General features: G+C 64.2%; 20 protein-coding genes. 6 read left to right on the forward strand and 14 right to left on the reverse strand.

Annotated elements, in window-relative coordinates; translation table 11 throughout:
- Window positions 1-123 precede the first annotated feature (123 nt).
- Complete coding sequence (locus tag LFT47_RS12215; protein WP_236811120.1) at window positions 124-1,086, reverse strand: heme o synthase; 963 nt, start codon at window positions 1,084-1,086, stop codon at window positions 124-126.
- Window positions 1,087-1,500: 414 nt separating this feature from the next.
- Here LFT47_RS12215 and tkt point away from each other — a divergent pair, with 414 nt between their 5' ends.
- Genes tkt through pgl form a run of 6 tightly spaced genes read left to right on the forward strand, consistent with a single transcriptional unit; the run spans window position 1,501 to window position 9,758 of the window.
- Window positions 1,501-3,618 (forward strand): transketolase, encoded by a 2,118-nt coding sequence (gene tkt, locus LFT47_RS12220; protein ID WP_236818544.1) that lies wholly within the window; start codon window positions 1,501-1,503, stop codon window positions 3,616-3,618.
- Between the two features lie 56 nt (window positions 3,619-3,674).
- Window positions 3,675-4,793, forward strand: coding sequence for a transaldolase (tal, locus tag LFT47_RS12225; protein ID WP_236811123.1), 1,119 nt, complete (start codon window positions 3,675-3,677; stop codon window positions 4,791-4,793).
- A gap of 5 nt (window positions 4,794-4,798) precedes the next feature.
- Window positions 4,799-6,430 carry a glucose-6-phosphate isomerase gene (locus LFT47_RS12230; RefSeq protein WP_236811125.1) on the forward strand — a complete coding sequence of 544 codons (1,632 nt, stop codon included), beginning with the start codon at window positions 4,799-4,801 and terminating at the stop codon, window positions 6,428-6,430.
- A 15-nt stretch (window positions 6,431-6,445) separates the two neighbouring features.
- On the forward strand, window positions 6,446-8,011 hold the full coding sequence (zwf, locus tag LFT47_RS12235) for a glucose-6-phosphate dehydrogenase (RefSeq protein ID WP_236811127.1): 1,566 nt from the start codon (window positions 6,446-6,448) through the stop codon (window positions 8,009-8,011).
- Entirely contained in the window at window positions 8,008-8,931 is a 924-nt protein-coding gene (locus tag LFT47_RS12240; RefSeq protein WP_236811129.1) for a glucose-6-phosphate dehydrogenase assembly protein OpcA, read from the forward strand. Before zwf ends, LFT47_RS12240 begins: the two co-directional genes overlap by 4 nt.
- A gap of 8 nt (window positions 8,932-8,939) precedes the next feature.
- Complete coding sequence (gene pgl / locus LFT47_RS12245; protein ID WP_236811131.1) at window positions 8,940-9,758, forward strand: 6-phosphogluconolactonase; 819 nt, start codon at window positions 8,940-8,942, stop codon at window positions 9,756-9,758.
- Here the strand turns inward: pgl and LFT47_RS12250 are convergent.
- The 13 genes from LFT47_RS12250 to uvrA form a co-directional block, all read right to left on the reverse strand.
- Window positions 9,711-10,106, reverse strand: coding sequence for an RNA polymerase-binding protein RbpA (locus tag LFT47_RS12250; RefSeq protein WP_236811133.1), 396 nt, complete (start codon window positions 10,104-10,106; stop codon window positions 9,711-9,713). The genes pgl and LFT47_RS12250 overlap by 48 nt on opposite strands.
- A gap of 99 nt (window positions 10,107-10,205) precedes the next feature.
- Window positions 10,206-10,463 (reverse strand): preprotein translocase subunit SecG, encoded by a 258-nt coding sequence (gene secG, locus LFT47_RS12255; protein WP_236811134.1) that lies wholly within the window; start codon window positions 10,461-10,463, stop codon window positions 10,206-10,208.
- 50 nt (window positions 10,464-10,513) lie between these two features.
- A complete protein-coding gene (tpiA, locus tag LFT47_RS12260; protein WP_236811136.1) occupies window positions 10,514-11,329 on the reverse strand; it encodes a triose-phosphate isomerase in 816 nt (271 codons plus the stop codon).
- A gap of 81 nt (window positions 11,330-11,410) precedes the next feature.
- On the reverse strand, window positions 11,411-12,637 hold the full coding sequence (locus LFT47_RS12265; protein WP_236811138.1) for a phosphoglycerate kinase: 1,227 nt from the start codon (window positions 12,635-12,637) through the stop codon (window positions 11,411-11,413).
- 9 nt (window positions 12,638-12,646) lie between these two features.
- Window positions 12,647-13,657 (reverse strand): type I glyceraldehyde-3-phosphate dehydrogenase, encoded by a 1,011-nt coding sequence (gap, locus tag LFT47_RS12270; protein WP_236811139.1) that lies wholly within the window; start codon window positions 13,655-13,657, stop codon window positions 12,647-12,649.
- Between the two features lie 285 nt (window positions 13,658-13,942).
- On the reverse strand, window positions 13,943-14,566 hold the full coding sequence (locus tag LFT47_RS12275) for a superoxide dismutase (RefSeq protein ID WP_059389282.1): 624 nt from the start codon (window positions 14,564-14,566) through the stop codon (window positions 13,943-13,945).
- A gap of 109 nt (window positions 14,567-14,675) precedes the next feature.
- Window positions 14,676-15,656 carry a DNA-binding protein WhiA gene (gene whiA, locus LFT47_RS12280; RefSeq protein ID WP_133202987.1) on the reverse strand — a complete coding sequence of 327 codons (981 nt, stop codon included), beginning with the start codon at window positions 15,654-15,656 and terminating at the stop codon, window positions 14,676-14,678.
- Window positions 15,657-15,665: 9 nt separating this feature from the next.
- Entirely contained in the window at window positions 15,666-16,682 is a 1,017-nt protein-coding gene (locus LFT47_RS12285; RefSeq protein ID WP_236811140.1) for a gluconeogenesis factor YvcK family protein, read from the reverse strand.
- Complete coding sequence (gene rapZ / locus LFT47_RS12290; RefSeq protein WP_234749478.1) at window positions 16,682-17,605, reverse strand: RNase adapter RapZ; 924 nt, start codon at window positions 17,603-17,605, stop codon at window positions 16,682-16,684. The genes LFT47_RS12285 and rapZ overlap by 1 nt, the downstream gene beginning before the upstream one ends.
- A gap of 87 nt (window positions 17,606-17,692) precedes the next feature.
- On the reverse strand, window positions 17,693-19,690 hold the full coding sequence (gene uvrC / locus LFT47_RS12295) for an excinuclease ABC subunit UvrC (protein WP_236811141.1): 1,998 nt from the start codon (window positions 19,688-19,690) through the stop codon (window positions 17,693-17,695).
- A gap of 58 nt (window positions 19,691-19,748) precedes the next feature.
- On the reverse strand, window positions 19,749-20,417 hold the full coding sequence (locus LFT47_RS12300; RefSeq protein WP_059389285.1) for a lysophospholipid acyltransferase family protein: 669 nt from the start codon (window positions 20,415-20,417) through the stop codon (window positions 19,749-19,751).
- Window positions 20,404-21,108: an HAD hydrolase-like protein gene (locus tag LFT47_RS12305; protein ID WP_236811142.1), complete on the reverse strand. Its 705-nt coding sequence runs from the start codon at window positions 21,106-21,108 to the stop codon at window positions 20,404-20,406. Before LFT47_RS12305 ends, LFT47_RS12300 begins: the two co-directional genes overlap by 14 nt.
- Window positions 21,109-21,220: 112 nt before the next feature.
- Entirely contained in the window at window positions 21,221-24,148 is a 2,928-nt protein-coding gene (uvrA, locus tag LFT47_RS12310) for an excinuclease ABC subunit UvrA (RefSeq protein ID WP_236811143.1), read from the reverse strand.
- Between the last annotated feature and the right edge of the window lie 47 nt (window positions 24,149-24,195).

Raw genomic sequence — 24,195 nt, forward strand, 5'->3', positions numbered from 1 at the left:
AGCGGGCGTTTGGGAAAAAGGCGCCATAGGTGAGCGGGCGTTTGGGAAAAAGGCGCCATAGGTGAGCGGGCGTTTGGGAAAAAGGCGCCATAGGTGAGCGGGCGTCCTACGGCGACGCGGGCGTCAGCCGCCGATGATCGGGGAACCGATGAACGGGTCCACCGCGAGGGCAATGAAGAGAAGCGTCAGGTAGCTGATGGAGCCATGGAAGACCTTCATGGCTCCCTTGTTCGAGACGTCGCCGCCTTGCGCCCGGTTGTAGAGGGCGTGTGATTCGTAGAGGAACCAGGCGCCCGCGAGGACTGCGGCGATGGTGTACACCCAGCCCGCCCGGCCCACCGGCACCAAAAGCAGCGAGCACACCACCATGGCCCAGGCGTACAGAACCACCTGGACGGAAACCACCTTGGCACCGGCGATGGCGCCCAGCATCGGGACGTTGGCGTTGCGGTAGTCCTCGCCGTACCGCATGGACAACGGCCAGTAGTGCGGAGGAGTCCACAGGAAAATCACCATGAAGAGCACGACGGCGGGCCACTCGACAGTGTTCGTCACCGCCGCCCAGGCGATCAGCACAGGGAAGCAGCCGGCCGCACCGCCCCATACGATGTTCTGTGCCGTACGGCGCTTGAGGATCATCGTGTAGATGACAACGTAGAAAACAATCGCACCAAGGCCGAGCCAAGCCGAAAGGGGGTTCGCGCCAAACCATAGGATGGCGATGGAGGCAGCTCCAAGGATCCACGCGAAGATGAGTGCTTCGCGAGGGGTGACTTCACCGGTCACGAGGGGACGCTTTTCGGTGCGGTGCATCAACTTGTCGATGTCGCGGTCGATGTAGCAGTTGAAGACCCCCGCGCTGCCGGCGGCGAAGGCGCCGCCCACCAACGTGGCCAGAATCAAGCCGATGGAGGGGAAGCCCCGTTGCGCGAAGATCATGGTGGGCAGGGTGCTGACCAGCAGCAATTCGATCACGCGGGGTTTGGTCAGTGCCAGATACGCCTTGAACTTACGGGACATTCCGCGCTTCCCCACAGCCGGGGAAGCATTGAGGGGCGTATCTGTTGTGCTCACGTTGGCAGTCACTCTGTTCTTTGCTGGTGTTGTCAAGGCAGGTTTCCCGGGGTGGCGGCACCCCGGTTCGGCCTCCAAATATCATACCGTGGCCTGTCCGACGCCACCGCACCGGCGAACTTTACTTTGTTTCCGAAAGTTCACCGGCACTTTGCCGCCGCCGTGATTCATAAAACGGAATATGCGTCCATTTTTTGAGATTCCCACCATTCGGGGTGGCGAACCGGGCTAAGCTGTCTGCAGATCAGCTCACGCAAGGTTTCCGAGAAAGCGTATTCTCAGAGTTGCATGTCTGGATGATAGATCAACGTTTCAATGGTGAACGGCTGGTAGGAACTTCGCAGCGGGCGCCATCCTGTGCCCGAGGCTTGCCATGTGCCGTCACCAGCCGTCAGCACAGAGAGGGGCTCGGTTTACGTGCCACATTTGGAAGAGCAAGAACTGACTTGGACAAGCCTGGACCAGCGCGCCGTGGACACCGTCCGCGTTTTGGCCGCTGACGCCGTCGAGAAGGTCGGCAACGGTCACCCCGGTACGGCCATGAGCCTTGCACCGGCCGCCTACCTGCTGTTCCAGAAGCTGATGCGCCACGACCCGAAGAACCCGGACTGGATCGGCCGCGACCGGTTCATCCTGTCCCCCGGACACACATCGCTGACCCTGTACATCCAGTTGTTCCTTTCCGGCTACGGCCTGGAGCTGAAGGACCTCGAGGCCCTGCGCACCTGGGGATCGCTGACCCCCGGCCACCCGGAATACAAGCACACCGCCGGCGTCGAGATCACCACCGGCCCGCTGGGCCAGGGCCTGGCCTCCTCGGTGGGCTTCGCCTACTCGCAGCGCCGCCAACGCGGCCTGTTCGACGCCGATGCTCCCGCCGGCGAGAGCCCGTTCGACCACACCATCTGGGTCATTGCCTCCGACGGCGACCTCCAGGAAGGCGTCACCTCGGAAGCATCTTCCCTGGCGGGGCACCAGGAACTGGGGAACCTCGTGGTGATCTACGACGAGAACCACATCTCCATCGAAGACGACACCGACGTGGCCTTCACCGAAGACGTCCTCAAGCGCTACGAGGCCTACGGCTGGCACACCCAGCGCGTGGACTGGACCAAGACCGGCGAGTACGTCGAAGACGTCCAGGAGCTCTACGGCGCCCTGCTCGCCGCCAAGGCCGAGACCAGCAAGCCGTCCATCATCTCGCTGCGCACCATCATCGGCTACCCGGCACCCAAGAAGCAGAACACGGGCAAAATCCACGGTTCCGCCCTCGGTGCCGAAGAAGTCGCAGCACTCAAGGAAGTCCTGGGCTTCGACCCCGAGCGTTCCTTCCAGGTTGACGAGGACGTCCTGGCACATGCCCGTGCCGTCGTCGAGCGCGGCGCAGCCGAGCGCAGCGAATGGCAGGCATCCTTCGAGGCGTGGCAGGCCGCCAACCCCGAGGGCGCGGCACTGCTCGAGCGCATCGAGGCCAAGAAGCTTCCCGTCGAGCTCGACGCCGCGCTGCCGGTGTTCGAAGCAGGCAAGGAAGTCTCCACCCGTGCCGCGTCCGGCAAGGTCCTGAACGCGATCGGCCCGGTCCTTCCGGAACTGTGGGGCGGTTCCGCCGACCTCGCCGAGTCCAACAACACCACCATCGAGGGTTCGCCGTCGTTCATCCCGACCTCGCGCTCCACCGGCGCATGGAAGGGCAACCCTTACGGCCGGGTGCTGCACTTCGGTATCCGCGAGCACGCCGCCGCGTCGATCGTGAACGGCATCTCGCTGCACGGCCGGACCCGGGCGTTCTCCGGCACGTTCCTGATCTTCAGCGACTACCAGCGTCCCGCGATCCGCCTCGGCGCCCTCATGGGTGTCCCGTCGCTGTACGTCTGGACCCACGACTCGATCGGCCTGGGCGAAGACGGCCCCACCCACCAGCCGGTGGAACAGCTGTCCACCCTCCGCGCCATCCCGGGCCTGGACGTTGTCCGTCCCGGCGACGCCAACGAGGTTGCCGCAGCGTGGAAGACCATGCTGGAGAACCACGAGAACCCGGCAGGCATCGTGCTGACCCGCCAGAACATCCCGACCTACGCACGCGGCGAAGGCGTTGCCGAAGGTGACACCTTCGGCTCCACCGCCGGCGTCGCCAAGGGCGGCTACGTCCTGGCAGAGGCTTCGAAGGACGGCGCGACGGTTCCGGCCGACGTCATCCTGATCGGCACCGGTTCCGAGGTACAGCTCGCGGTGAACGCCCGCGAAGCGCTCCAGGCCGAAGGCATCGCCGCCCGCGTCGTCTCCATGCCGTGCGTCGAGTGGTTCAACAAGCAGGATTCCGCCTACCGCGAGTCCGTGCTTCCGGCCGCCGTCAAGGCCCGCGTCTCGGTCGAAGCCGGCCTGGCACTGGGCTGGAAGGAGTTCGTCGGCGACGCCGGACGCTCCATCAGCCTCGAGCACTTCGGCGCCTCGGCAGACTACAAGCGCCTCTTCAAGGAGTTCGGCATCACGGCAGAAGCAGTCGCCGCCGCCGCCAAGGACTCCCTCGCGGGTCTCGGTAGCTGAAACGCGACCGAGACGAATCCGACAGCAACGAACAGATTTCCAAGGAGATTAAAGAAATGACTACGACTCCCACCCAGCAGCTTTCCGACGCCGGCGTGTCCATCTGGCTTGACGACCTCTCCCGGGAGCGCCTTGCCAGCGGCACCCTGCAGAAGCTCATCGACGAGAAGAACGTGGTTGGTGTCACCACCAACCCGTCCATCTTCCACGCGGCCATCACCGCCGGCAGCGACTACGACGCCGTGATTGCCGAACAGGCCGCAAAGGGCTCGTCCGTCGAAGAGACCGTCTTCGAGATCACCACCACCGACGTCGCCGACGCCTGCGACCTCTTCGCTCCGGTTGCCGCGGCGAGCAAGGGCGTCGACGGCCGCGTCTCCATCGAGGTGGACCCCCGCCTGGCATGGGACACCGAAGGCACCATCGCCGAGGCCAAGCACCTGTACAAGAAGGTCAACAAGGACAACGTCCACATCAAGATCCCGGCAACCCTTGAAGGCCTCGCCGCCATCACGGCAACCCTGGCAGAGGGCATCAGCGTCAACGTGACCCTGATCTTCTCCCTGGAGCGCTACCGCGCCGTCATCAACGCTTTCCAGTCCGGCCTCGAGCTGGCCAAGGAAAACGGCCACGACCTCTCCAAGATCCACTCGGTGGCGTCCTTCTTCGTGTCCCGCGTGGACTCCGAGATCGACAAGCGCCTCAATGCCCTCGGCACCGATGAAGCGAAGGCCCTCAAGGGCAAGGCAGGCGTTGCCAACGCCCGCCTTGCGTACCAGGTCTACGAAGAGCTGTTTTCCACCGAGCGTTGGGCAGTCCTGGCCGAGGCCGGCGCGCTCCCGCAGCGCCCGCTGTGGGCTTCGACCGGCGTGAAGGACCCGGCATACCCGGACACCCTGTACGTCACCGAGCTGGTCGCCGCCGGCGTCGTCAACACCATGCCGGAAAAGACCCTCGACGCCACGTTCGACCACGGCGTGGTCACGGGTGACACCATCTCCGGCACCTACGAGGAAGCAAACAGCGTCCTCAACGCACTGGAGGGCCTGGGCATCTCCTACAACGACGTCGTCGCAATCCTCGAATCCGAGGGCCTGGACAAGTTCGTCGCCAGCTGGAAGGAACTTCTGGCCGACGTCGAAGGAGCCCTCGCCTCTGCACGGAAGGCTTCCTAACCCACATGAGCACTCTCAGCTACGACGCCAGCGGTGCTGCGCAGCAGGCCATCGAGCAGCACATCCCGGCACTTGTCGAAGACCGGATTGCCACGAGGATTTTCGCCAAGGACCACACTTTGTGGGGTCCGGATGCCGAATCCGAATCCGCCATCCGGCTCGGATGGGTGGAAGCGGCAACCGTTTCCCAGCCCTTGGTCGAAGGGATCCTGGAACTCCGGGATGCCCTCCGGGCCGAAGGCGTCTCCCGCATTGTCCTGTGTGGCATGGGCGGCTCTTCGCTTGCCCCCGAGGTCATTGCCGGCACCGCTGGCGTCGAGCTGACCGTGCTGGACAGCACCGACCCCGAACAGGTCGGTGCTGCCCTCGCGGACCGCCTGGCCGAGACCGCCATCGTGGTCTCTTCCAAGTCAGGCTCCACCGTGGAAACCGACTCCCAACGACGGGTATTCGAGCATGCCTTCACCGAGGCCGGCATCGATGCCAAGAGCCGCATCGTCATCGTGACCGATCCCGGTTCCCCGCTGGACAAGGCCTCCCGTGAAGCCGGCTACCGTGCCGTCTTCAACGCCGACCCGAACGTCGGCGGCCGCTTTTCGGCGCTGACGGCATTCGGCTTGGTCCCGAGCGGCCTTGCCGGAGTCGACATCCAGGCGTTCCTGGATGAGGCCGAGGAAGCAGCGGAAATCCTCAACGAGGACTCCCCCGAAAACATCGGGCTCCGGCTCGGTGCCGCGCTGGGCGGAACCACCCCACTGCGCAACAAGATCGTCATCGTCGAAGACGGTTCGGGCATTGTCGGCTTTGCCGACTGGGCCGAACAGCTCATCGCCGAGTCCACCGGCAAGCTCGGCACGGGTGTTCTGCCGGTTGTGGCAGGTCCTTCCGCACCGGAGGTCAGCGGCGGCGCGGACGACGTCTTGGTGATCCGCCTCGTCGGCGCGGAGTCCGACGTCGAACTCGGCGAAAACGATGCCGCCATCGCCGGTGGCCTGGCCACCCAGATGTTCGTCTGGGAATTCGCCACCTCGGTGGCAGGTCGCCTGCTTGGCATCAACCCCTTCGACCAGCCCGACGTCGAGGCAGCCAAGATTGCCGCGCGCGGCCTGCTGGACGCACGTCCCGAGCCGACGCCGGCGAACTTCGTCGACGGCGCGATCGAGGTCCGCGGGGGTGCGTGGCTCGGCGACGCCGCAACGGCCGCCGAGGCCGTCAAGGCGCTCCTCGGTGAACTCGGCACGGACGGCTACCTCAGCGTCCAGGCATATTTCGACCGGATCGCCTTCGCGCAACTTGAAGGCATCCGCGACGAACTCGCCGGCGTCAGCGGCCGGCCGGTCACTTTCGGATGGGGCCCGCGCTTCCTGCACTCCACCGGACAATTCCACAAGGGCGGACCGGCCATCGGCTCGTTCCTGCAGGTTACGGCTTCCGCGACCGGCGACATCGCCATCCCGGAACGCCCGTTCACTTTCGGTCAACTGATTGCAGCCCAGGCAGCCGGCGACGCGCAGGTTCTCGAGAACCATGGCCGTCCTGTCCTGCGGCTGCACCTCACGGATCGTGGAGCCGGCGTTGCCCAGCTCCAGGAAATCGTCGCCGCATTGGCCGGCCAGGCCAGCGCGCTCGAAAGCTAAGGCACAAACCCAAACATGCCAGAAACACAAATCGGTTACAGGTCCACCGGAAAGGCAAGCCACCGCAATCCCCTCCGGGATCCCCGGGACCGGCGCCTGAACCGCATCGCAGGGCCTTCGTCATTGGTGTTCTTCGGAGTCACCGGTGACCTTGCCCGCAAGAAACTCATGCCGGCGGTCTACGACCTCGCCAACCGCGGGCTGTTGCCGCCGAGCTTCGCGCTCGTCGGCTTCGGCCGGCGGGACTGGAGCAACGAGGACTTCGCGGACGAAGTCAAGGAGAACGTCAAGGCGCACTCCCGCACCCCGTTCGACGACGCCGTCTGGAACCAGCTGTCCGAGGGCATCCGCTTCGTCCAGGGAGAGTTCGACGACGACCAGGCGTTCAAGCGCCTCGGCGCCACCCTTGACGAACTGGACGAGACACGCGGCACGCGCGGTAATCATGGTTTCTACCTGTCCATTCCGCCCAAGGCCTTCGAACAGGTCTGCCAGCAGCTCTCCAAGCACGGACTGGCGCAGGCCGGCGACGGCCAGTGGCGCCGCGTGGTGATCGAGAAGCCCTTCGGCCACGACCTGGCGTCGGCGCGCAAGCTCAACGACATCGTTGAGTCGGTCTTCCCGCCGGACGCGGTTTTCCGCATCGACCACTACCTGGGCAAGGAAACGGTCCAGAACATCCTGGCGCTGCGCTTCGCCAACCAGCTGTTCGAGCCGCTCTGGAACGCCAACTACGTTGACCACGTCCAGATCACCATGGCCGAAGACATCGGTACCGGTGGCCGGGCGGGATACTACGACGGCGTCGGGGCGGCCCGCGATGTCATCCAGAACCACCTACTGCAGCTCCTGGCCCTGACGGCAATGGAGGAGCCCATCTCCTTCAACGCCGATGACCTGCGCGCCGAAAAGGAAAAGGTCCTGGCCGCCGTCAGGCTCCCTGAGGACCTGTCCACCCACTCTGCGCGCGGCCAGTTCACCGGCGGCTGGCAGGGCGGGGAACTGGTCCAGGGCTACCTCGAGGAAGACGGCATTCCCGCCGATTCCAAGACGGAAACCTACGCGGCGATCCGCCTGGACATCAACACCCGGCGCTGGGCCGGCGCGCCGTTCTACCTCAGGGCCGGCAAACGGCTGGGCCGGCGCGTCACGGAGATCGCGGTGGTGTTCAAGCGGGCACCCAACCTGCTCTTCCGCGGCCACGGCGAGGACGACTTCGGCCAGAACGCCGTCGTCATCCGCGTCCAGCCCGACGAGGGCGCCACCATCCGCTTCGGATCCAAGGTTCCCGGCACGCAGATGGAAGTCCGGGACGTGACCATGGACTTCGGCTACGGGCACTCGTTCACCGAGTCCAGCCCCGAGGCCTACGAGCGCCTCATCCTGGACGTGCTGCTGGGCGAGCCGCCGCTCTTCCCGCGGCACCAAGAAGTCGAGGAGTCCTGGAAGATCCTGGACCCCTTCGAGGAATACTGGGCCGGACTCGACGAACAGCCCGAACCCTATGCCCCCGGCAGCTGGGGGCCGGCCTCGGCCGACGAGCTGCTTGCCCGTGACGGACGAACCTGGAGAAGGCCATGATCGTAGATCTTCCCAACACCACCACCTCCAAGATCTCCAAGAAGATCACCTCCCTGCGCGAGCAGGGAGGCGTGATCGCCCTTGGACGCGTCCTGACCCTCGTGGTCGTCACCAAGTCCGGTCTCGAGGAAGAAGCCATCGAGGCAGCCAACGAGGCCAGCCGCGAACACCCCTGCCGCATCATCGTGCTCGCGGACGCCGGCAGCGAAGCGCCCAACCGCCTCGACGCCCAGATCCGGGTGGGCGGGGACGCCGGAGCATCAGAAGTCATTGTGCTGCGCGGCTACGGAGAGCTCGCCAAAGAGAGCGAATCCCTCGTCGCGGCACTGCTCCTGCCCGACGCGCCGATCGTGGCCTGGTGGCCGCACGGAGCCCCCGAGAACGCCTGCGAGACCTCCATCGGACGCATCGCGCACCGCCGCATCACCGACTCCGCCAACGAGGCGGACCCCGCGGCGGCGCTCGCCCGGATCCGGAAGACGTACCGGGCAGGCGACACCGACCTCGCCTGGACACGCCTGACCAACTGGCGCCTCCAGCTCGCCGCAGCCCTGGACCAGGTAGACGATTCTCCCGTCACGGCCATCGCCGTCGAGGGTGCTTCTGACTCACCCAGCACCCTGCTGCTGGCCGCCTGGCTCACGCTGTTCCTCGACGCTCCGGTCCAGATCGTCGCCGACCCGGCGGGAACAGGCATCCGCCGGGTGCGGCTGAGCCGCGCAACCGGCGACGTCCAGCTGGTCCGTCCCGGCCTAACCATCGCGGAACTGACCCAGCCGGGCCAGCCCGCCCAACGGATATCGCTGCCACGCCGCAGCCTGCGGGACTGCCTCGCCGAAGAACTCCGCCGTCTCGACCCCGACGAGATCTTCGGAGAAGTGATTACTATGGGACTGCCCCGAACCAATAGCAAGGAGTGACCGTCCCAGTGAGCGCTGACCCAAGAGTAAGCATCCATCCCGACTCCGCCGTCCTTATGGCCGCGATCGCAGCACGGCTCATCACCAAGCTGGTGGACGTCCAGGACAAGCACGGGGAAGCCACTGTGGTCCTCACCGGCGGAACCGTGGGCATCGGCACGCTGAAAGCGGTGGCCGACTCGCCCGCTGCGCCCGCAGTTGACTGGTCCCGGGTGAACTTCTGGTGGGGTGACGAGCGCTTCGTCGGCAAGGACAGCACGGACCGCAACACCGTCCAAGCGCATGAGGCATTGCTCTCCAGCCTGCCCGTGGACCCGGCCCGCGTGCACGAACCCGGTTCATCGGACGAGTTCGCCACCGCGGACGAGGCCGCAGCGGACTACGCGGCCCGCCTCAAGGCCGCCGCCGAAGCCGAGCACGCCGCGGACACTTCGGACAACCGTCCCGAGGAGGCCGGCGAGTTGCCCCGTTTCGATATCCTGCTGCTCGGTGTCGGCCCGGATGCGCACATTGCCTCGCTCTTCCCTGAGCAAGCGGGTATCCGCGTGAAGGACCGTACGGTCGTGGGGGTCGAGAACTCCCCCAAGCCGCCGCCGTCGAGGATTTCGCTGACCTTGCCCGCCATCAACTCCGCCCAGGAAATCTGGATGGTTGTGGCAGGCGAGGACAAGGCCGGAGCCGTGGGACTGGCCCTTGCCGGGGCCAACCCGGTCCAGGTTCCCGCCTCCGGCCCCAGTGGCCGCTCGAGGACCCTATGGCTCATCGATGAGAATGCAGCCTCACGTGTCCCCCAGCAGCTCGTCCGCAAGGACCCCGCGGGCGCGTAACCGCTTGAGCGCTCCGGCCAGGACAATCTCCGCGTCCTGGCTGGAGCGTCTTTCTTTAACGTAATCCAGGTGGCTCTTGAAGACTTCGTCGTCCGCACGTTCCATCGTGGCTTCGCCCTGTTCGCGGACGGCAACCAGGCCACACTTCGGGCAGTCCCATCGGATCGGGATTTGATCTTCGGGGAGCTTAACGAAAACGAGCCGCGTTTCATGTCCCTTGGCGCACCAATAGGGAACACGAATACGCGGCAAGCTTTCGCCGACTACAGAGTCGGGTTGGTTCCTCGGGGCCGATCCAGCTGTTACGCCGGCCCGTGTGCCCCGGAATCCAGAAGTACCATGAACCATCGTCGATCCCCTTGAGAGTTCGGGTGCATGGCGGTGAAGGCCATGCAGCCTAGTCTAATGAGAGGACACCTCGAGTGCGAGGATCCGACGGCGGCAGTGCTAGGAGTCTCCGCCCGTGGTGAAACGCATGATGAGGCCAAGCCCGATGATCACAACGCCCCAAGTGCAGCCCAAGACGATGGTGAAGCGGTTGAGGTTTCGCTCTGCGACACCTGAAGAACTCAATCCTGAGCTCATGCCACCGCCAAACATATCGGACAACCCGCCGCCACGCCCCTTGTGGAGGAGGATGAGCAGCGTCAGCAGAAGGCTGGTGATGCCCAGCAGAATCTGCAGAATGACATGAAGAACGTCCACGACGGCCTTTCAGAAGAAGAACGGAAAACGGGAGCGGAACCTAAAACGGACTAAGCCGCGCTGAGGTGGCTCTCGAACCTCACAATGTTAGCAAACTCGGCGGGGTCCAGGCTCGCGCCACCCACCAGCAGCCCGTCGACGTCGCTCTCGGCCATGATCGCTGCCGCATTGTTGGCCTTGACCGAACCGCCGTAGAGGAGGCGGGTCTTGGCGGCCACGGCATCGTCGAACAAGGACGCGAGCTCTGCACGGATCGCGGCGCACATCTCCTGTGCGTCTTCGGGACCCGCGACTTCGCCAGTCCCGATGGCCCAGACAGGCTCATACGCGACAACCAGTTCGGCTGCCTGCTCTGCAGAAAGGCCGTCGACGCCGGCGCGCAACTGGGCCAGCGTGTGCTCAACGTGGGTGCCGGCCTGGCGGATCTCAAGGCCCTCGCCGACACACAACACCGGTGTGACGTCGTGGCGGAAGGCTGCTTTGACCTTCGCGTTGAGGACCTGGTCGTCCTCGTTGTGGATGGTGCGGCGTTCGCTGTGGCCCACCAGGACGTAGGCGCAACCGAGCTTGTTGAGGAACTGGCCGGAGATATCGCCGGTGTAGGCTCCGGAGTCGAACTGTGAGAGGTCTTGTCCGCCGTAGACGACCTCCAGTTCGTCGCCCTGGACGAGGGTCTGCACACCGCGGAGGTCGGTAAACGGCGGGAAGACCGAAACCTCTACCCGGCTGTAGTCGTGCTTGGCGTCGGAGAGGGTCCATGCCAGCTTCTGCAGCAAGGTGATGCCCTGGACGTGGTCCATGTTCATCTTCCAGTTGCCGGCAATGAAGGGCTTGCGGATGAAGTTTCCGTTGGCAGAAGTTGTCACGTGTGCTCCAAAGATGCGTTGAGATAGGGAAGCCGGCGGGGCGCTTCCCTCCAGGAAGGGCGCCCCGCCGGCTGTGTAGCCTTAGCGGTCCAGAACGCTCAGGCCGGGAAGATCCTTGCCTTCAAGGTATTCCAGGCTGGCGCCGCCGCCGGTGGAAATGTGTCCGAACTGGGAGTCCTCAAAGCCGAGGGTCCGGACCGCTGCGGCGGAGTCGCCGCCGCCCACCACGGTGAATGCCGGTGTCTCGGTCAAAGCCTGGGCAATGGCACGGGTGCCGCCCGAGAAGGCTTCGAATTCAAAGACGCCCATGGGGCCGTTCCAGAACACGGTCTTGGCGGCCTTGATCTGCTCGGCGAAAGCCGCTGCTGATACCGGTCCGATGTCCAGGCCAATGCCTGAGGCCCCGAACGAGCTGTCCTCGATCGCGTCCGCGGCGACCACTTCGTGCTCGGCGTCAGCGGCGAAGCGGCTTGCGACCACGACGTCGGTGGGAATGACGAAGGCGGTACCGGCGTCGGAAGCGCGCTTGAGGTAGTCCTGGACCACGGGGATCTGGTCAGCTTCAAGCAAGCTGCCCGCGACCTTGTGACCAACCGCTGCGAGGAAGGTGAACAACATTCCGCCGCCGACGAGGATGGTGTCAGCCTTGCCCAGGAGGTTGTCGATCACCGCGAGCTTGTCTGAGACCTTGGAGCCGCCGAGAACCACGACGTACGGGCGCTGGGTATCCGTGGTGAGTTTGCGAAGAACCTCCACCTCGGTGTGCACGAGGTCACCCTGGTAGGAAGGAAGCTTCATGGCGACGTCGTACACGCTGGCGTGCTTGCGGTGGACGGCACCGAAGGCGTCATCCACGAAAGCACCGTTCTCACCGGTCAGCGCCACGAGTTCATCGGCGAAGGCGCCGCGCTCGGCGTCGTCCTTGCTGGTTTCGCGGGCGTCGAAGCGGACGTTCTCCAGGACCAGGACGTCCCCGTCGTCCAGGGACCCGGCCAACTCCTTGGCGGACTCGCCAACAGTGTCTTCCGCGAGCTGGACCTTGAATGGCGCGAGCTCAGCAAGCCGCGCAACAGCCGGCTTGAGCGAATACTTGGCCTCGGGAGAGCCCTTGGGGCGTCCCAAGTGGGCCGTGACGAGCACGCGGGCACCGGCGTCCGAGAGCTTTTCGATGACCGGAAGGGAGGCCTTGATGCGGCCGTCGTCGGTCACTGTAGAGCCGTCGAGCGGCACATTCAGGTCACTTCTGACAAGAATGTACCGCCCGCGGACACCTTCAGCGATCAGTTCGTTGAGGGTGTGAGATGTCATGTGTCTACCCTAGCCCAGCTTGGATGCGACGAGCTCCGTGAGGTCAACGAGGCGGTTGGAGTAGCCCCATTCGTTGTCATACCAGGAAACAACCTTGACCTGGTTGCCGATGACCTTGGTGAGGCCGGAGTCGAAGATCGAAGACGAGGGGTCGCCGACGATGTCCGAAGAGACGATCGGATCAGCCGTGTAGCTGAGGATGCCCTTGAACTGCTCGGTCTCCGAAGCTGCCTTGAGGGCCGCGTTGACTTCCTCAACGGTCACTTCGCGGGAAACCGTGACGGTCAGGTCCGTGGCGGAACCGGTCGGGACCGGGACGCGGATGGCGTAGCCGTCAAGCTTGCCCTTGAGCTCCGGAAGGACCAGGCCGATCGCCTTGGCAGCACCCGTGGAGGTGGGAACCATGTTGATCGCTGCGGCGCGGGCACGGCGGAGGTCGCTGTGGGGGCCGTCCTGCAGGTTCTGGTCTGCCGTGTAGGCGTGGACCGTGGTCATCAGGCCGCGCTCGATGCCGAAGGCGTCGTTGACGACCTTGGCGAGGGGGCCGAGGCAGTTGGTGGTGCAGGAAGCGTTGGAAATGATGTGGTGTGCAGCGGGGTCGTAGAGCTCGTGGTTGACGCCCATGACGATGGTGATGTCTTCGTCCGAAGCGGGAGCGGAGATCAGGACCTTCTTGGCGCCTGCATCGATGTGCTTCTGTGCCGCGGCGGCCTTGGTGAAGAAGCCGGTGGACTCGATGACGATGTCGACGCCCAGTTCGCCCCAGGGGAGGTTCGCAGGATCGCGCTCCGCAAGCACCTTGATGACGCTGCCGTCGACAATGAGGTTGCCCTCTTTGACTTCAACGGTCTGGGTCAGGCGACCGCCGACGGAGTCGTACTTCAAAAGGTGGGCAAGTGCCTCGGGACTCGTGAGGTCGTTGACCGCAACAATTTCGAGGTCTGCACCCTGGGCGAGTGCTGCGCGGAAGTAGTTGCGGCCGATGCGGCCAAAGCCGTTGATACCAATACGGGTGGTCACTATTTCAGTCTCCTTGGTGCTCTTGCAAGCACACCTAGTGAGTCGGATCTTGATTCCAACTAACAATTCCCGCACATCATTGGGCAGAAGTGATTATCAGATCGGAGGGCGACCAGCCACATTGCTGAAGGCTAACCGCCTTCCGTGACCCATCTTACGTTTAACTACGTCTGCCCCCGCAACTGCGGGGGCAGACAATCCGGTATTTGGGCGAAATTCACCTGAATGTGAAGTTTGTTACATCCCCGTGTATTCCGCGTCACTCACCGGTCCGGACGGAGTTCCCTAGAGAACGATCAGCCCGGTGGCGTTCGCGCGGGCTGCTTCGAAGCGCTTCGCGACGTCTGCCCAGTTGACGATGTTCCAGAAGGCCTTGACGTAGTCAGCCTTGACGTTGACGTAGTCCAGGTAGAAAGCGTGCTCCCACATGTCCAGCATGAGCAACGGGGTGGTGCCGACTGCGACATTGCCCTGCTGGTCGTAGAGCTGCTCGATGAGGAGGTTGCCGCCGATGGGCTCGTAGGCGAGGAAGCCCCAGCCGGATCCCTGCAGGCCGAGCGCGGCTGCCGAGAACTGGGCCCGGAATGCATCGAAGGAACCGAAGGCGTCGTCAATGGCCGCAGCCAGCTCGCCCTCGGGCTTGTCTCCGCCGTCCGGGGAGATGTTGTTCCAGAACACGGAGTGGTTGATGTGGCCGCCGGTGTGGAACGCGAGGTCCTTGGAGAGGCGGTTGATGTTGGCGAAGTCGCCCTTGTCGCGGGCCTCGGCCAACTGGGCCAAAGCATTGTTGGCGCCTGCTACATAGGCAGCGTGGTGCTTGCTGTGGTGCAGCTCCATGATCTTCGCCGAAATGTGCGGCTCAAGTGCTGCATAGTCGTAGCCGAGCTCGGGCAGTACGTACTCTGTCACGAAATCCTCCAATGTAGTGGACCGGGGTCCGGTTGGTAACTCTCGTTTTGTTCATCCGACCGGCGAACCGGCCGGAAATCTACACCCTGACGATTCTAGGGCGGGTGCTTTATTCGTCCATCATTTCGGGGGTCACATTTGCCTCGGTACCCGGGATTCCCAGGTCCCCGGCCCGCTTGTCCGCCATGGCCAGGAGCCGGCGGATCCTCCCCGCGATGGCGTCCTTGGTCATGGGCGGATCGGCAAGCCGGCCCAATTCATCCAGGCTGGCCTGCTTGTGGGCCACCCGGAGTTCACCGGCGTATTTGAGGTGGTCCGGAACGTCGTCGCCCAGGATCTCCAAAGCCCTGTCCACACGGGCGCCGGCCGCGACGGCGGCCTGGGCCGAGCGGCGCAGGTTTGCGTCGTCGAAGTTCGCGAGGCGGTTGGCCGTGGCCCGCACTTCCTTCCGCATGCGGCGCTCCTCCCACACCATGAGGGCGTCATGGGCGCCCATCCGGGTGAGCAGCGCTGCGATGGTGTCGCCGTCACGGATGACGACGCGATCCACGCCGCGCACTTCCCGCGCCTTGGCCTGGATGCCGAGGCGACGGGCAGCCCCCACCAGGGCAAGCGCCGATTCAGGCCCGGGACACGTGACCTCGAGCGAGGAGGAACGGCCGGGTTCGGTGAGGGATCCGTGGGCCAGGAACGCGCCGCGCCACACAGCCTCCGCGTCCGACGCCGAACCGTTGACGACGGCGGACGGCAAGCCGCGCACAGGCCGTCCGCGTCCGTCCAGGAGGCCGGTCTGGCGGGCCAGGGCTTCGCCGTCGCGCACTACACGGACGACATAGCGGCTACCACGCCGGAGTCCCCCGCCGGAGACGACGATGATCTCGCTCTGGTGCCCGTAGACTTCGGCGATCGCGGCGCGCAGCCGCCGCGCGGTGGACGCGAGGTCAACTTCCGCCTCGATCACGATGCGGCCCGAAATGATGTGCAGTCCGCCGGCAAAACGCAGCATGGCCGAGACTTCGGCCTTGCGGACGGACGACTTCTTGATGTCCAGCCGGGAAAGTTCTTCCTTGACCGATGCGGTCAGTGCCATCGCATGTTCCTAACTATTCCCGAAGATATCGTGGTACGCCGATGCCAGACGCAGCGGGTCGTGGACTGGACGGCGGCTCGACGCCCCCACTTTACCCAAGACCACCTCTGCACCAATCATCCCGGCAGCGCGTTCGAAGTCCTTGAGGTCCGATATCGAGGTCGGATCGGCCAGGACGACGTCCACGCTGAACTCCGGCGCGTAGTGGCGCAGGGCATCCAGATGATCCGAGGCGGACATCCCGGAGGTTTCCTTGGTGTCCATGGCCAGGTTCATGGTGAGGCAGCGTTTGGCGGGAGTGTCGCACAAAGCCTGGCGCATTTCGGGCAACAGCAAATGCGGCAACACCGAGGTGTACCAGGAGCCGGGACCCAGAATGATCCAGTCCGCAAGCTCGATTGCAGTCAGCGCTTCGATGCACGCGCGCGCGTCCTCCGGGAGGAGCCTCACGTTTTCGAGCGATCCGGCAACGGCGCACTTGGCCTGGCCTTTGACGACCTGGAACTCGTACCCGCCCCCTGGCAAGGGCACACGGACGTCGCCCTCGATGTTCAGCGGCTGGGTGGACATCGGGAGGACCTGGCCACGGGCACCCAGAAGGGCGCCTGCCCATTTCAATCCCGCCACTGCGTCGCCCAGAAGCTCCCAAAGAGTGACGATGAGCAAGTTCCCCATGGCGTGATCGTCCAAGGAGCCTTGGCGTCCGCTCGGAGTCTTGAAGCGATGCTGCATGACGTCCCGCCAGGTGCGTCCCCAATCGGTGTCGTCACACAGGGCGCTCAGCGCCATCCGAAGGTCGCCGGGCGGAAGGACGCCGTACTCTTCGCGCAGCCGCCCGGAGGATCCGCCGTCGTCGGCAACGGTGACAATCGCGGTGAGCTCGGAGGTCAGGAGCCGCAACGCCGACAAGGACGCGGAAAGCCCGTGTCCGCCGCCGAGTGCCACAACCGAGGGGCCCTTGGCGGGCTGGCTGCCCGGGGCGCCCTTCGGCGGAACCAGCGGCAGGGGTCCGGTCAGGACCCCCATTATTCGCGACCCAGATCGCGGTGGCTTGTGGTGACGGTGACCCGCGGATACTGCGCGAGCCGCTTGGAAAGTTCGACGGCGACCGCGACCGAACGGTGCTTCCCGCCCGTGCAACCAACAGCGATGGTGGCGTAGTGCTTGTTTTCTGTCCGATAGCCGTCCAGGACGGGCTCCAAGGCAAGGACATAGCGGTCAACGAAGTCCTTCACACCCGCGGCACCCAGCACGTAATCGCTGACATCGGCGTCGAGCCCCGTATGCGGACGCAATTTCGGGACCCAGTGCGGATTGGGGATGAAACGTGCATCCGCCACGAAGTTGGCGTCCACGGGCAGTCCGTATTTGAAGCCGAAGCTCATGACGTTCAAGCGCAACGCCACAGGGCCCGTGTCGGTGAAAAGCTCGGTGATGGCGGTAGCCAGGCCGTGGACGTTGTACGTACTCGTGTCCAGGACCACGTCAGCCGATTCCCGGAGTTCCTTCAGGACGTCGCGTTCCGCCGCGATGCCGTCCAGGATCCGGCCGCCACCCTGGAGCGGATGCGGACGGCGGCCCTGCTCGAAGCGCCGCACCAGGACGTTGTCGCTGGCATCAAGGAAGAGGACGCGGAAGGTGATTCCGCTGGCGCTGAGGGCGCCGAGCGCCGTCCTGATATCGGTGAAGAGTCCTTTGCTGCGCACGTCCACGACGACGGCGAGCTTGGGAATGGACTGGGGCGCGTGCGAGACGATTTCGGCAAGCGTCCCCAGCATCTGCGGCGGGAGGTTTTCGACGACGTACCAGCCGTGGTCTTCCAGGGCGTCCGAGGCGGTGCTGCGGCCTGCTCCGGACATGCCAGTCACCACCAGCAGTTCCGCTTCGACAGGCTTGACGGGGATGAGACCGTCCTGCTCCGCGCCGGATCCTGCTGTTGACTCTGACATCAAGTTTCCCCGTTTCTGAGATGGTCCAAAGTTTCTGGGATGGTCCATAGGCGGACCCCTTGAGGAGGGGTCCGCCTATTACCCTAGCTAAATTTCAAGGATTTCGCCGGTGGTCATGTTCACGGCAGGAGCGGCCTCTCCGGAGGCACCGGCTGCCGCCAGATGGCTGACGACCGCTTCCGCCAAGGCCGGGCCGATCCCCTTCGCGGCCGTGAGCTCGAGGGCCGTTGCCGCCTTGATCTTCTTGAGGGAGCCGAAATGCGCCACGAGCGCCTTCCGTTTGGCCTCGCCGAGGCCCGGAACGCCGTCGAGCGCGGACACCGTCATGGCCTTTCCACGCTTCTGCCGGTGGAAGGTGATGGCGAAGCGGTGGGCTTCGTCGCGGATGCGCTGGAGCAAGTAGAGCCCCTGCGATGTGCGGGGCAGAATCACCGGGAAGTCGCTGTCCGGCAACCAGACTTCTTCGAGCCGCTTGGCCAGGCCCACGACGTAGACGTCGTCGATCCCCAGTTCCGCGAGTGCGCGCGCGGCGGCATTCACCTGGGGCTGCCCGCCGTCGACGACGACAAGGTTGGGCGGATAGGCGAATTTCGCCTTGGCTCCCGTGAGGGCGGCATCATCCGGCGACGACGGTTCCGCTGCGGCGGGGTTCGGAACCTCTCCGCTCTTGGGAAGCTGGGCGGACTTATCCTGCAGGTAATGCCTGAAGCGCCTGGTCAGGACGTCGTGCATCGCAGCGGTGTCGTCGCTTGCCGCCGCACCCGTGATGGAGAACTTCCTGTAGTCGGATTTCTTGGGGAGGCCGTCCTCCACCACCACCATGGAGGCAACCACGTTGGTGCCCTGCACATGGGAAATGTCGTAGCACTCGATCCGGAGCAGGGGCACGGGAAGATCGAGCGCTTCCTGCAGTTCCTGGAGCGCGAGGGAGCGCACGGTGATATCGCCCGCCCGCCGGACTTTGTGGAGCTTCAGCGCCTGCTCGGCGTTTTCGCGGACGGTGGACATCAGGGCAGCCTTGTCCCCGCGCCGCGGCACCCGGATATCCACCTTGGCGCCCCTGAGGCCGCCGAGCCATTCAAGCAGTTCGTGGTGGTTGCTCGGAATCTCCGGCACGAGGACTTCGCGCGGAATACGGCCCTGGTTGTCGCTGTCCTCTCCGTAGACCTGCTGCAGGAGGTGCTCGATGAGTTCCGGGGTGGTGGCGTCTTCGACTTTTTCCACCACCCAGCCCCGCTGGCCGCGCACCCGGCCACCCCTGACGTGGAATACCTGCACGGAAGCCTCGAGGTCGTCCTCGTGCAGGGCGAAGACATCCGCGTCGGTGTCTTCGGAGAGCACGACGGCGTTGCGCTCGAACACTTTGCGGAGGGCGATGATGTCGTCCCGGAGCCGGGCTGCCCGTTCGTAGTCCAGCTCGGCGACGGCGGCGCCCATGTCCTTTTCGAGCCGGGTGATGAAGCGTTTGGCTTCGCCGCCCATGAACGAGCAGAAGTCTTCTGCGATGGCCCTGTGCTCTTCGGCGGTGACTCGGCCGACACACGGGGCCGAGCATTTGTCGATATAGCCCAGCAAGCATGGCCGGCCACTGGCCTGGGCGCGCTTCAAGACGCCTGGACTGCAGCTGCGGACCGGAAAGACCCGCAGCAAGGTGTCCATGGTTTCGCGGATTGCACCGGCCGTGTACGGCCCGAAGTAGCGGGTGCCCTTGCGGCGCTCCCCGCGCATGACCTGGACCCGGGGGAGCTTCTCCCCCATGCTCACGGCGAGGTACGGATAGGTCTTGTCATCGCGGAAGACGACGTTGAAGCGGGGCTTGAATTCCTTGATCCAGGTGTATTCGAGCTGAAGCGACTCAAGCTCGCTGCCCACCATCGTCCATTCGACGCTGCTGGCCGCGTGCACCATCGCATGCGTCTTCGGCAGCAAGCCCGCAGGGTTGGCGAAGTACGAGTTCAACCGGGAGCGGAGGTTCTTCGCCTTGCCAACGTAGATGACACGGCCGTGCGGATCCCGGAACCGATAGACGCCGGGAGTGGTGGGGATTTCTCCCGTCTGGGGTCGATAACTCGCTGGATCTGCCACAGATCCAGTCTAGTAAGGGAATCGCACTCCCCCGTACGGGCCGGCCAGCACGCCGAAGCTACTCCGCGGACTTGCTCTGGTTGTAGCTGGTGGAACGTTCCTGGCCGCTCAATACCGCAATGGCATCCATGATTTTGTCGGTGACTTCGCGCCTCGCCGGCAGGGAATGGTCCGGACCTGTCTTCTCGAAGTACAGCGGCTCGCCGACCTTCATGGTGAAATGCTGCGGACGGACGGTGTTGCGGTCCACGGGTTGCAGCTTGTCCGTGCCGATGAGGCCGACCGGCACCACAGGCGCCCCCGTGGTCAGGGCAAGCCAGCCGACCCCGGTACGCCCGCGGTACAGCAAGCCGTCCCGGGAGCGGGTGCCCTCGGGATAGATGCCAATGCCCCGGCCATTCTCCAGGATGTCCAGGAGGGTCTTGAGGGCCTGCACACTGGCTGCTTGCTCTCCGCGTTCCACCGGAATGGATCCAACCGCCTGGAAGAACGCCTTCATCGCGCGGCCTTTGAACCCTTTGGTGGTGAAGTACTCGGCCTTGGCAAAGAAGCCCACCGGGCGCGGCATCAAGGCCTGGACGATCACACTGTCCAGAAAGGACAAATGGTTCGGGGCCACAATGAATGGCCCTTCCTTCGGCACGTTTTCCAACCCGATGACCGTGGGCCGGCAGGTGCTGGAAATCAGTCCGCGCGTGGTCCAGCGGATGACATCAAAGGCTTCCATCGTTCTGCACCTCGCTCAGGGCCGCCGCGCGGACAGCGTCAAGTTCTTCGATCTTCTTCAGCAACTGTGCCGCGGTGTCCACAACGGCGACGGCGCCTGCCTCCTGAAGCTCGCCGTCGGGCGCAAATCCCCAACTGACCCCGATGCAGTCAAGGCCATTGGCCATGGCACCGGCAACATCCTGGTGGCGGTCTCCGACCATCACCGCAGGCTGGGAACGCAACGTGGCCAGCGCGGCACCAACAATTGCCACCTTACCCGGAGCTGTATTGGCGGCCATTGACTCGTCGTCCGGCGCACCGCAGATGGAGGCAAAGAAGCCGGCAATGCCGTGGTGCTCCAACACGATGTGCGCCAGGCCTTGGGGCTTCTGGGTGGCCACGGCAACCGGCCGCCGCGACTCTGCGAAGAACTGCAGGAGCTCACGGATACCAGGATAGAGCCGGCTTTGAGCGATTCCGATGGAACGGTAATAGCTGCGGTAGAGCCCAATGACCTCGTCGACTTTTCCTGTGGGAACCCCGGCAATGTGTTCCAGGGAATCGCTGAGCTTGGGTCCCACCATGGAGTCCAGCACGCCTTGATCCGGCACTCGGAGGCCCATTTCGCCCAGGGCCGCGGCGATGCCGCCTGTTATGCCACCTGCAGGATCGACAAGGGTGCCGTCCAGATCAAAGATTACGGGCACCATTGTTTGAGTCACCGGGTTAGTTTCTCACGAGTTGAGGCATGCCTGAAACTCACATGCCGGCCAGGGAATACTTCGATCGCCCCCGAAATATTCCCCGGCCGTTCACACAGGACTAGCCAAGAATCTCCGCGAGGAAGGTAGCGGTATGGCTTTCCGTGGACTTGGCAACCTGTTCCGGCGTGCCCGTTGCCACGATGCGCCCGCCGCCTGAACCGCCATTGGGACCAAGGTCCACGATCCAGTCGGCGGACTTGATGACGTCAAGGTTGTGTTCGATGGTGATGACCGTATTGCCCTTGTCCACCAGCCCCTGCAGCACCATGAGCAGCTTGCGGATGTCCTCGAAGTGGAGGCCTGTAGTGGGTTCGTCCAAAACATAGACGCTCCGGCCGTTCGAACGCTTCTGCAGTTCCGAGGCCAGCTTCACGCGTTGCGCCTCGCCACCGGAAAGCGTAGTGGCGGGCTGACCGAGCCGCACATAGCCGAGACCGACGTCGACGAGGGTGTTCAAATGCCGGGCGATGGGGGTGAAAGCGGCAAAGAACTCGGCACCCTCCTCGATGGGCATGTTGAGGACGTCCGCGATGGTCTTGCCCTTGTAATGGACCTCGAGGGTTTCCCGGTTGTACCGGGCGCCATGGCACACCTCGCACGGAACATACACGTCCGGCAGGAAGTTCATCTCGATCTTCAGCGTGCCGTCGCCGGAGCATGCTTCACAGCGGCCGCCCTTGACGTTGAAGGAGAAGCGGCCAGGCTGGTATCCGCGGACCTTGGCTTCGGTGGTTTCCGCGAAAAGCTTCCGGATATGGTCGAAGACGCCGGTGTAGGTGGCGGGGTTGGAACGTGGGGTCCGACCGATAGGGCTCTGGTCCACGTGGACCACCTTGTCGAGGTGCTCAAGGCCTGCCACGGAACGATGCCGGCCGGCGACTTGCTTTGCACCGTTGAGCTTGTTGGCGAGAACCTTGTAGAGGATCTCGTTCACCAGGGTGGACTTCCCTGAACCACTGACGCCAGTGACGGCCGTGAAGAGGCCCAGCGGGAAGGCGGCATCAACGTTGTTCAGGTTGTTTTCGCGTGCGCCGATGACTTTGAGCTCGCGCTTCTTGTCATACTTGCGCCGCTTTGCCGGAATGTCGATCTTGCGCCGTCCGGACAAATAATCGCCGGTCAGCGAGTTCGTGTTTTCCAGGAGTTCCTTGTAAGAACCGGAGTGCACCACTTGGCCACCGTGCTCGCCGGCGCCAGGTCCGATGTCCACCACCCAGTCGGCCTCCTGGATGGTGTCTTCGTCGTGTTCAACGACTATCAGCGTGTTGCCGAGATCGCGCAACCTGGTGAGCGTTTCGATGAGGCGGCGGTTGTCCTTCTGATGCAGCCCGATGGACGGCTCGTCCAGGACATATAGCACGCCCACCAAGCCGGAGCCGATCTGCGTGGCAAGCCGGATGCGCTGGGCCTCACCGCCGGACAAAGTCCCGGACGGCCGTTCGAGATTCAGGTATTCGAGCCCCACATCGAGCAGGAACGTCAGGCGTGCCTGGATCTCCTTGAGAACCTGGTGGGCAATCTGGGCCTCGCGGTCGGTGAGAGTGAGGCTGCCGAGGAAATCGGCGCAGTCACGCATCGGAAGGGCTGCCACTTCGGCGATGGACTTGCCGTTGATCAGAACAGACAGCGACGCCGGATTAAGCCGGGCACCGTTGCAGGCAGGGCAGGGAACTTGCCGCATGTACTCTTCGTAGCGGTCGCGCGCCCAGTCGGAATCCGTCTCGCCGTGCTTGCGGTGGACGTACTGGATCGCGCCTTCGAAGCCGGTGCTGTACTTGCGCTCCCGGCCGAACCTGTTGCGGTACTGGACAACTACTTTGTGGTCCTTGCCATGCAGCACCGTCTGCCGGACTTCCTGCGACAGCTTCTCCCACGGGGTATCCATGGAGAAGTCGAGCTCCAAGGCCAGGCCCTCCAGGAGCCGGTTCCAGTACTCCGTGGTGGCAGTACCCAGCGACCAAGGCGCGATGGCCCCCTGGTTCAAGGACAGTTCCGGGTTGGGGACCACCAATTCTTCATCGACTTCAAGCTTGGTGCCGATGCCGCTGCAGGCGGCACATGCGCCGAAGGGGTTGTTGAACGAAAAGGAGCGGGGCTCGATTTCGTCGATGGCCAGCGGGTGCTCATTAGGGCACGCAAGGTTTTCGGAGAAGGCCCGGATCCGTGCGGGGTCCTCGGCGTCGAGATCCACGAACTCGACCAGCACCCGGCCTTCCGCAAGTCCGAGCGCGGTTTCGATCGAGTCGGTCAGCCGTTGGCTGATCCCTTCCTTGACCACCAGCCGGTCCACTACCACTTCAATGGAATGCTTGAATTGCTTGCCGAGCTTGGGCGGATCGCTGAGCTGGACGAGATCTCCGTCCACCCGGGCGCGTGAGTATCCCTTGGCGGTGAGCTCTTTGAACAGCTCGACGAATTCACCTTTGCGTCCGCGGACAACGGGAGCAAGGATCTGGAAGCGGGTGCCGGATTCGAGTTCCAGCAGCTGGTCGACAATCTGCTGCGGCGTCTGGCGCGTGATCGGTTCGTGGCACACCGGGCAATGCGGCCGGCCGACTCGTGCCCAGAGAAGGCGCATGTAGTCGTAGATCTCGGTGATGGTGCCCACGGTGGAACGCGGGTTTTTGCTCGTCGACTTCTGGTCGATCGAGACCGCCGGGGAAAGGCCCTCGATGAAATCCACGTCCGGTTTGTCCACTTGGCCCAGGAACTGGCGGGCATAGGCCGACAATGACTCCACGTACCGGCGCTGGCCCTCGGCGAAGATGGTGTCGAAGGCCAAGGACGACTTGCCTGATCCTGACAAGCCCGTGAAAACGATCATGGCGTCACGGGGTAGGTCAAGATCGACGTTGCGCAGGTTGTGTTCACGCGCTCCCTTGACCACGAGCCGGGACAGGTCATGTCTCACCGGCGTGGCAGGTTGATGCGCGGTAACGCTTGCGAAGGATTCGACGGCGGGGACTTCAGCTACGGCTTTAGGCACCCACTAATGCTAATCGAAAACTTCTTCGAATTTCCATGTGGCTTCCC

Origin of the sequence: Arthrobacter sp. FW306-2-2C-D06B, from assembly GCF_021789175.1 — a bacterium.
Lineage (GTDB): Bacteria > Actinomycetota > Actinomycetes > Actinomycetales > Micrococcaceae > Arthrobacter.